At 68.5% G+C, this 8,375-nt stretch carries 7 protein-coding genes; 3 read left to right on the top strand and 4 right to left on the bottom strand.

What is annotated here, in order from left to right; translation table 11 throughout:
• Positions 1-73: 73 nt before the first annotated feature.
• Both BUB20358_RS27305 and BUB20358_RS27300 read right to left on the bottom strand, forming a co-directional pair.
• Positions 74-259: a hypothetical protein gene (locus BUB20358_RS27305; protein ID WP_006402976.1), complete on the bottom strand. Its 186-nt coding sequence runs from the start codon at positions 257-259 to the stop codon at positions 74-76.
• Positions 260-557: 298 nt separating this feature from the next.
• Entirely contained in the window at positions 558-1,439 is an 882-nt protein-coding gene (locus BUB20358_RS27300) for a DMT family transporter (protein ID WP_006763132.1), read from the bottom strand.
• Positions 1,440-2,115: 676 nt separating this feature from the next.
• On the opposite strand from BUB20358_RS27300, the gene BUB20358_RS27295 reads away from it, so the two are divergent.
• Positions 2,116-2,328, top strand: a complete 213-nt coding sequence (locus BUB20358_RS27295) for a hypothetical protein (RefSeq protein ID WP_004198969.1) — start codon at positions 2,116-2,118, stop codon at positions 2,326-2,328.
• Positions 2,329-2,377: 49 nt separating this feature from the next.
• Positions 2,378-3,409 carry a serine/threonine protein kinase gene (locus tag BUB20358_RS27290; RefSeq protein WP_006763133.1) on the top strand — a complete coding sequence of 344 codons (1,032 nt, stop codon included), beginning with the start codon at positions 2,378-2,380 and terminating at the stop codon, positions 3,407-3,409.
• Positions 3,410-3,484: 75 nt separating this feature from the next.
• On the opposite strand, the gene BUB20358_RS27285 is transcribed toward BUB20358_RS27290, so the two are convergent.
• Positions 3,485-4,927, bottom strand: coding sequence for a coniferyl aldehyde dehydrogenase (locus tag BUB20358_RS27285; RefSeq protein ID WP_006763134.1), 1,443 nt, complete (start codon positions 4,925-4,927; stop codon positions 3,485-3,487).
• Positions 4,928-5,941: 1,014 nt separating this feature from the next.
• On the opposite strand from BUB20358_RS27285, the gene BUB20358_RS27280 reads away from it, so the two are divergent.
• Entirely contained in the window at positions 5,942-7,582 is a 1,641-nt protein-coding gene (locus tag BUB20358_RS27280; RefSeq protein ID WP_035971557.1) for a GMC family oxidoreductase, read from the top strand.
• Positions 7,583-7,609: 27 nt separating this feature from the next.
• Here the strand turns inward: BUB20358_RS27280 and BUB20358_RS27275 are convergent.
• Positions 7,610-8,375 (bottom strand): flagellar hook-length control protein FliK (locus BUB20358_RS27275; protein WP_174905161.1); only part of this gene is annotated, 766 nt, incomplete at its 5' end.

Below are 8,375 nucleotides of genomic sequence, written 5' to 3'. Positions count from 1 at the left end.
ATGCTGATGTCTCCCGTTCCGTTGACGTCAACATGCTACGTGAACATAGATCAGTTAACAACGGAACGGGACACTAGATCAGCGCAGGCAAGCCTTCGACCAGCAGCACGGCGACGCCGACCCCGAGGATCACGCCGAGCGCGCGCAGCAGGTTGTGTCGAAATTGGGTTGCGCACGGCACCGCGCCGAGAAACAGTGCGCCCGCCAGCGCCATCGGAATCAGCAGGATGAAGTCGCCGATCGTGAAATAGGTCGTCATGCGTGTCTCCAGTGTCGGCCGGAGCGGACGCGTGGCGCCGACTCCGGCCCCATGCCGGGATGTTGTCTTGGCGCGTCCCGATTGCGAGCGGGGCGGTCGATTCGAGTATAGGCAACGCGGCGGCGTTTTTCGCTATCCGAACCATTAAAAATCGGCGGAAAGCGCGAGAAAACGCGCGTTTTTCACGGGTACGCGACGAATGCCTTGCACATGTCTTTCCGATTCCTTTCGTTCGTCGTCGAAGTAGCGCAGCGCGTTCGATGCCAGCCGCCGCGCGTGCGTGCGCGGCGGCTGCCGGTTACGCGCGCTCGGGTTGCGCGCGGTCCGCCGGCGTGCGGAATACGAGCGCGAGGCCCGCGACGATCGCGCCCATGCCGGCGAGCGCGAGCGGTGCGGGGCGATTGCCGAGCCATACGGCATCCATCGCCGCGGTCACGATGGGCACCAGATAGAACAGACTCGTCACGTTCACGAGATTGCCGCGCTGCATCAATCGATAGAACAGCAGTTGCGCGATCACCGAAATCACGATGCCGAGCCACAGCAGCGGCACGACGAACGTCCAGCCGACGTCGACCGACATCGGGCGAAACGGCACGATCGCCGCGCATAGTGCGAGCCCGATCGCGTTCTGCAGCGGCAGCACGTCGGCGGGTGCCGCGCGTACGCGTTTTTGCAGCAGCGAGCCGACGGTCAGCGCGACGAGCGCGGTGAGCGCGCACGCGACGCCGGCAATCGGCAGGCCGGCGTCGCCGACGCCGCGGCACACGACGAGCGCGAGGCCGGCCAGCGACAGCGCAAGCCCGGCGATGCGCGTCGGCTGCCAGCGCCGCTCGACGATCGCGAGCGTGAGGATCGGCTGCACGCCGAGGATCGTTGCGAGCACACCCGGTGCGATCCCGCGTTCGAGCGCGAGCAGATAGAAGATCGAATAGCCGCCCATCATCAGCACGCCGGTCAGCGCGGCCATGCGGCGTTGGCCGCGCGGCGGCAGCCAGCGTCCGCGCACGAACGCGAGCGGGAGCAGCACGAGCGATGCAAGCGCGAAACGCGCGGTGAGAAAGACGAACGCGGACGCGTGATGCAGACCGAGTTCGGCGAAGATCGCGCCGCTGCTCCACAGCAGCACGAAGAGCGACGTCGCGCCATGCGCGGCGAGCGCGCGCTTGAACGAAACCATGTGAATCCACCTGTCGAACGGATAGGGAAGATGCCATTCGCGTGCACGCGCACAAGCCGTGCGTCACGACGCACGAGCGCACGCAAGCGAGCGAATGGAAAACGAAACGAAAGCCGGCAGGTCAGCCGGCGGCCGCCGGAGGCGGCGGCGCGGCGCCGACGAGCGGCGGTGCGACAGGAGGCGGAAGAATCGATGGATGCGTGCACGCCCGCGGCCGCGCGTCGAGCGGCGGCCGTGATCTTGCGAGGGTGGGCGTGAGCGGATGCATCGTGTCGTGAGGAAATGCGTTCAAACGCGGACGAAGCTCAAAGGTACCGCAATGCTGCGATTGTGCGCAACTGCGACGACGTACGTCATGCGCATGCGCTATGCGCCGGTCACGCGACGTCGCTGCGTGCGTCCGCAACCATACCGCGACGCCGGCCGGATTCGGCGGACGGTCGCATCCGGCAGAGTATGATGGGGGCATCCGTGCGTGCAAGCGCATGCGCGGCGCAGTGGTTGATTGGAGACATCCGACGAATTCGCGGCACTTCGCGTGCTTCTTCTTCTTTTCGCGCTTCGATAAACCGTGAACAATGGGATACGCGCAACGCTCCGGCGAGGGCGGCGCGGATCGCGCATTTGCCGGCTCGCCAGCGGGCCGCGTTTCAAGTTTCAAGAGTGGGGAACCATCATGCATGTCGGGTCGATTGTCTGTACTACCCATATCGCAGTGCCGAAGGGCGCGCGCGGCATCGTTCAGCGCATCCTGGGCGACATGGCCATGGTGACCTGGTACGCAGGCGTGCCGGGCGAGTCGAAGGAACTCAACACCGAGCCGTTCTTTCTCGAGGATCTGATCGACACCGGCGAATCCGTGCTGCCGGCCGGCGCGGCGCTCCATTGAGCGCGCGTGCGAACGCGCGCGCTCGTGTTTCGGCGCGGCTGACGGCACAATGCGGAGCATGAACGAAGTCACTTCCGCTCCCGCAGCTCCCGGCAGTCCGCCGTTCGCCGGCCTCACGCCCGAATGCGTGCTCGACGCGCTCGACAGCGTGCTGATACCGGCCGGCCTGCGCACCGACGGGCGCCTGCTCGCGCTCAACAGCTACGAAAACCGCGTGTACCAGGTCGGCATCGAAGACGGTCCGCCGGTCGTCGCGAAGTTCTACCGGCCCGCACGCTGGTCCGACGACGCGATCCTCGAGGAACACGCGTTCGTCGCCGAACTGGTCGCACGCGAGATTCCGGCCGTACCCGCGCGCACGTTCGACGGCCGCACGCTGCACGCGTTCGACGGCTTCCGTTTCTCGATCTTCGAGCGGCGCGGCGGCCGCGCACCCGATCTCGATCGCAGCGACACGCTCGAATGGCTCGGGCGCTTCATCGGCCGCATCCATGCGGTCGGCGCGACGCAGTCGTACGTCGCGCGTCCGGCGCTCGATATCCGCACGTTCGGCTACGAGCCGCGCGACTATCTGCTCGCGCACGACTTCATTCCGGACGACGTGCGGCCTGCATACGAGACGGCGGTCGCGCTTGCGCTCGAAGGCGTCGAGGCCGCGTTCGAGCGCGCCGGCGAGATCCGCATGCTGCGCGCGCATGGCGACTGCCATCCGAGCAACGTGCTGTGGACCGACGCCGGTCCGCATTTCGTCGACTTCGACGACAGCCGGATGGCGCCGGCGGTCCAGGATCTGTGGCTGCTGCTGCCCGGCGATCGCGACGGCGCGTCGCGCGCACTCGCCGACCTGCTCGCCGGTTACGAGGATTTCTGCGAATTCGAGCCGCGCGAGCTTCATCTGATCGAAGCGCTGCGCACGCTGCGGCTGATTCACTACGCCGCGTGGCTGGCGCGGCGCTGGGACGATCCCGCGTTTCCGGCCGCCTTCCCGTGGTTCAACACACATCGCTATTGGGAAGCGCGCGTGCTCGAGCTGCGCGAGCAGATCGGCGCGATGCAGGAAGGGCCGCTCTGGCCCGTGTAAGCGCGCGCGGCGTCCGGGCCGCGTCGCGTCGTGGTTTCGTGCCGGCCGCCGCGCAATGCGGGCGGCCGGCGTCGCTCAGAACTTCAGCATCAGCTTGATCAGTGCCGCGAAGCGCCGGCCGTACGGCGGCGCGAGCAGGTTGCGCGCATTCAGGCGCGCCTGCGTGAGCACGGGCTTCATCTTCGAGAACGTCACGAAGCCGTCGTAGCCGTGATAGGCGCCCATCCCGCTTGCGCCGACGCCGCCGAACGGCAGGCTGCCGCACGCGATGTGCATCAGCGTTTCGTTGATCGACACGCCGCCCGACACCGTTTCGCGCATCACGCGATCGATCGTGCCGGCGTCTTCGTCGAACAGGTAGAGCGCGAGCGGACGCGGGCGCGCATTCACGTAAGCGATCGCCTCGTCGAGCCGCTCGTACGGCACGAGCGGCAACAGCGGCCCGAAAATCTCTTCCTGCATCAGCGGCGACGCGGCCGGCACGTGCGTGACCGCGCACGGCACGAAGCGGCGCGATGCCGGATCCGACTGCGCGTCCGACAGCGGATGCAGCTGCGCGCCGGCTGCCTGCGCATCGGCCGCGAGCTGCTGCAGCCGCGCGAAATGGCGCGGCGACACGATCGTCGTGTAGTCGGCGTTGGTGGCCAGGTTCGGATACAGCTTCGCGAACCGCGCACGCGCACGCTCGATGAACGCGGCTTCCATGCCGCGCGGCAGCAGCACGTAGTCGGGCGCGATGCAGGTCTGGCCCGCGTTCAGCGTCTTGCCGGCGACGATCGCGTCGACGGCCGCGTCGAAGCGCGCGTTCGGTCCGATGATTGCCGGCGACTTGCCGCCGAGTTCGAGCGTGACCGGCGTCAGGTTGTCGGCTGCCGCGCGCATCACGTGGCGGCCGACGTGCGTGGAGCCGGTAAACAGCAGATGATCGAACGGCAGTGCGCTGAACGCCGCGCCGACTTCCGCGTCGCCGTTCACCACGGCGACGTGGTCGCGCGCGAACGTCTTCGCGATCAGCTGCTCGAACAGCGCGGACGTGCGCGGCGTGAGTTCGGACATCTTGACGATCGCGCGGTTGCCGGCCGCCAGCGCGCAGATCAGCGGGCCGGCCGCGAGCAGCACCGGGTAGTTCCACGGCACGACGATCCCGACGACGCCGAGCGGCTGCGGCATCACCTTCGCGCGTGCCGGGCGCAGCCACTTGTTCATCGGCTTGCGCATCGGCTTCATCCAGCGCCTGCCGTGTTTCAGCGCATCGTCGATCTCCTCCTTCGCCATCCAGATTTCCGACAGCAGCACTTCCTGCTTCGCGCGATGACCGAAGTCCGCGCTGATCGCGTCGGCGAGTTCATCCGCGTGATCGAGCAGCATCGTGCGCAGCGCGCGCAGGTGCTGCGCACGCGTGTCCCACTCGGGGTACGGCGCCCGCAGATACGCGGCGCGCTGATCGCGCAGCAGCGACGTCAGTGCATCGACCGACGGCAGCGCTTGCGGGGCCAGTTCGGGCAGGTCGTTCTTCATGTCGTCTTCTCCAGTCGGGCGTGGCGCGTCGGCCAGCAGTCAGGCCGCGCTCGCCCGCGCGACGAGCGCGGCGACGCGGTTCGGATGGGCGCGCTTCGCGCGGTGCGGGGCCGCAAGCGCGGCGCGTTGAAAATGCGGCGGCAGCGGCGCGCATGCGTCGCATCCGCGCGACGGTCCGTGCAGCGCAACGCGGGCTCGCGCGGGATCGGCATGACGTCGGGAGCGATTCCATCGCGGCGGCAAGCAGCGCGATGCGACCGGTTGCGCAAGCATCGAAGCGGCACGGCATGATGCATGCGACGGTGCAGCCGCGCGTGACGCGCGGGGCGGCGGCGAACGACCGTCCAAACGGTTGGCGCAGCGGCGCGCCGTTCGATTTCCGTCGGTTACGCATGCGATGCGGTACGTTGCCGCGCACGTCGTCGTTTGAAATGAAATGCGGGCCGCACGCGACGCATCCGGATCATCCGGTGCGCATGCGGCCTGCAGAACCTGACGCTGCATCGCCGTCTCCCTGGTTTCGCGACAGATCGGCTTCTGGCGGCCGCATGCGTCGCGTCGATCGAATCAGTACATCTTAAATTTAGTCCACGCACGCGTTTAGAGGAATCGCTCTTGAATCCGCGTGTCGCGCATGCGGCGGCCGTTCCTACAATGCCCGGACATTAACGTCTGTCTACAGATGGGAACGCGCATGCGAATGCCCGAAATCGCTCGCAGCGCAAGAAGTGACGAGCGCCGTTTAACCACGCCAAACAGGCGACGAGCGACGCTGCCTTGCGACCGATTTCGCGCATTCCCGTGACGGAGTTTTTTTAACTTGGGGTTGCCGCGAGAACGGCCGCTCGCCGCGTTGCGCTCCTTGCGAATACGTCGAGTATTCGCGGCATCACGCGCGTCGCGAGCGGCCGTTCTCGTGGCAACGCATGCGCGTTCCACAGGTAACAGACCTAGAAGCCAGAAGCGGGAGCCGGTCGCGCCGGACGCCGCCCCATGACACGAAGGAGACGTGACATGCAATACGACTACATCATCGTCGGCGGCGGTTCCGGCGGTTCCAGCGTCGCCGGCCGGCTCGCCGATGCGTGCCCGGACGCGACGATCGCGCTGATCGAAGCCGGCCCGCATACGGAGCGCAATCTGCTCGTCAACATGCCGGTAGGCATCGCGGCGCTCGTGCCGTTCAAGCTCCGCACGAACTACGGCTACGAGACGGTGCCGCAGCCGGGCCTCGGCGGGCGGCGCGGCTACCAGCCGCGCGGGCGCGGAATGGGCGGCTCGAGCGCGATCAACGCGATGATCTACACGCGCGGCCATCCGAGCGACTACGACGACTGGGCGCGGCTCGGCGCGACCGGCTGGGGCTGGCAGGACGTATTGCCGTATTTCCGTCGCGCGGAAGGCAACACGCGCGGCGCCGACGCGTGGCACGGCGCGGACGGTCCGCTCACCGTCTCGGATTTGCGCTTTCGCAATCCGTTCTCCGAACGATTCGTCCAGGCCGCGCATGCGGCCGGCTATCCGCTGAACGACGACTTCAACGGCGCGACGCAGGAAGGCGTCGGCTTCTACCAGGTCACGCATCGCGACGGCTCGCGCTGCAGCGTCGCGCGGGCGTACATCTACGGTCGAAACCGGCCGAACCTGCACGTGATCACCGATGCGACGGTGCTGCGCGTCGGCTTCGACGGCAAGCGCGCGGTCGGCGTCGCGGTCGCGCGCAACGGGCGCGTCGAGACGCTCGGTGCGCGCGCGGAAGTGATCCTGTCGGCCGGCGCGTTCAATTCGCCGCAGCTGCTGATGTGCTCCGGCATCGGCCCGGCCGACCAGCTGCGCCGGCACGGGATTGCGGTCGTGCACGATGCGCCGGACGTCGGCGCGAACCTGATCGATCACATCGACTTCATCATCAACACGCGCGTGAATTCGTCGGAGCTGGTCGGCATCTGCATGCGCGGCATCGCGAAGATGACGCCGGCGCTCGCGCGCTATTTCTCGAGCCGCTCGGGGATGATGACGAGCAACGTCGCGGAGGCGGGCGGCTTCATCAAGAGCGATCCGTCGCTCGACCGTCCGGACCTGCAGCTGCATTTCTGCACGGCGCTCGTCGACGATCACAACCGCAACATGCATTGGGGCTTCGGCTATTCGCTGCACGTGTGCGCGCTGCGGCCGTTCAGCCGCGGCACGGTGGCGCTCGCGAGCGGCGATGCGCGCGATGCGCCGCTGATCGATCCGCGCTTCTTCAGCGATGCGCGCGATCTCGACCTGCTCGTGCGCGGCGCGCACGCGATGCGCCGCATCCTGTCGCAGCCGCCGCTCGCGTCGCACGCCGGGCGCGAGCTGTACACGCGGCCGGACCAGACGGAAGCCGAATTGCGCGCGGCGATCGTCGCGCATGCGGACACGATCTATCACCCGGTCGGCACCTGCCGGATGGGCTCGGATGCGCGCGCGGTCGTCGATCCGCAGCTTCGGGTGCGCGGCGTCGACGGGCTGCGGGTGGTGGATGCGTCGGTGATGCCGACGCTGATCGGCGGCAATACGAATGCACCGTCGGTGATGATCGGCGAGCGCGCGGCGGACTTCATCGTCGCGGCGCGCAACGGCGGCATGCCGCGCGCTGCGGCGGCCGCAGCGGTGCACGGCCGCTGAGCGGCGCGCGCACCGGGGCGGCGATGATCAGGCGAAGGTATCGACGAGGCCCGTGCGGGTCGCGGTCGACGCGGCCGATGCGGATTGCGAAGCGTCGACCGGTGCGTCGACGGCTGACGATCCGGCGCGTGCGCGTCGCGACGGCTGTCCGCCGGCGAAGGTCTGTTGCGGGTTCTGCTGCTGCGACGCGAAGCCACCGTCGCTGACGGTCGCGCTGCCGAGCCCGAGCCCGCCCGCTTCCATCGCTTCGCGCAGCTTCGGCAGCGCGGCTTCGACCGCATCGCGCACCTGCGGGTGCTGCGACACGAACAGCGCGTGCGCGTGATTGTCGGCAACGCGCAGCACGACCTGCAGCGGGCCGAGATCGGGCGGGTTCAGCGTCAGCTCGGCGCTTTGCTGATGCGCGTTCGACAGGAACACGACCTTCTGGCTCAATGCGTCCGTCCAGTCGGCGGTGCCGACGTGCGGCGCGAGCACGTGCGCGTTGGCCGCGGCGATCGTGCCGGCCGCGGGCGGCACCGGCAGGTTCGACTGCGCGGCTGCGGTTGCGGCCGCGAGCGCCGTGCCGGCGGCAGCCGGATCCGCGGCGTCGCGGGACGTCGGCAGCGCCGGCTGCGTGCCGGGTTGCGCGGCGGGATTGGACGACGGCGTCTGCGTCGCGGTTTGGGCGGGCGATTGCTGTGTGCCGAGCGCACTCTTCGCGTCGGCGAGCGTCCGGTCGAATGCGGGCGCCTTCGGCATCGCCGGCGCGGCGGCCGGAGCCGACGCGGCAGCGGCCGACGATGCGCTCGCC

It is taken from the genome of Burkholderia dolosa (genome assembly GCF_902499135.1).
Taxonomy (GTDB): domain Bacteria; phylum Pseudomonadota; class Gammaproteobacteria; order Burkholderiales; family Burkholderiaceae; genus Burkholderia; species Burkholderia dolosa.
Note: the sequence above shows the minus strand (reverse complement) of the source record. Positions and strands in the feature narration are given on the sequence as shown.

What these genes read in the sequence shown, in the direction of transcription:
- BUB20358_RS27305 (WP_006402976.1), bottom strand. Translation starts at nt 259, where the DNA reads ATGACGACCTATTTCACGATCGGCGACTTCATCCTGCTGATTCCGATG.
- BUB20358_RS27300 (WP_006763132.1), bottom strand. Translation starts at nt 1,439, where the DNA reads ATGGTTTCGTTCAAGCGCGCGCTCGCCGCGCATGGCGCGACGTCGCTC.
- BUB20358_RS27295 (WP_004198969.1), top strand. Translation starts at nt 2,116, where the DNA reads ATGCATGTCGGGTCGATTGTCTGTACTACCCATATCGCAGTGCCGAAG.
- BUB20358_RS27290 (WP_006763133.1), top strand. Translation starts at nt 2,378, where the DNA reads ATGCGGAGCATGAACGAAGTCACTTCCGCTCCCGCAGCTCCCGGCAGT.
- BUB20358_RS27285 (WP_006763134.1), bottom strand. Translation starts at nt 4,927, where the DNA reads ATGAAGAACGACCTGCCCGAACTGGCCCCGCAAGCGCTGCCGTCGGTC.
- BUB20358_RS27280 (WP_035971557.1), top strand. Translation starts at nt 5,942, where the DNA reads ATGCAATACGACTACATCATCGTCGGCGGCGGTTCCGGCGGTTCCAGC.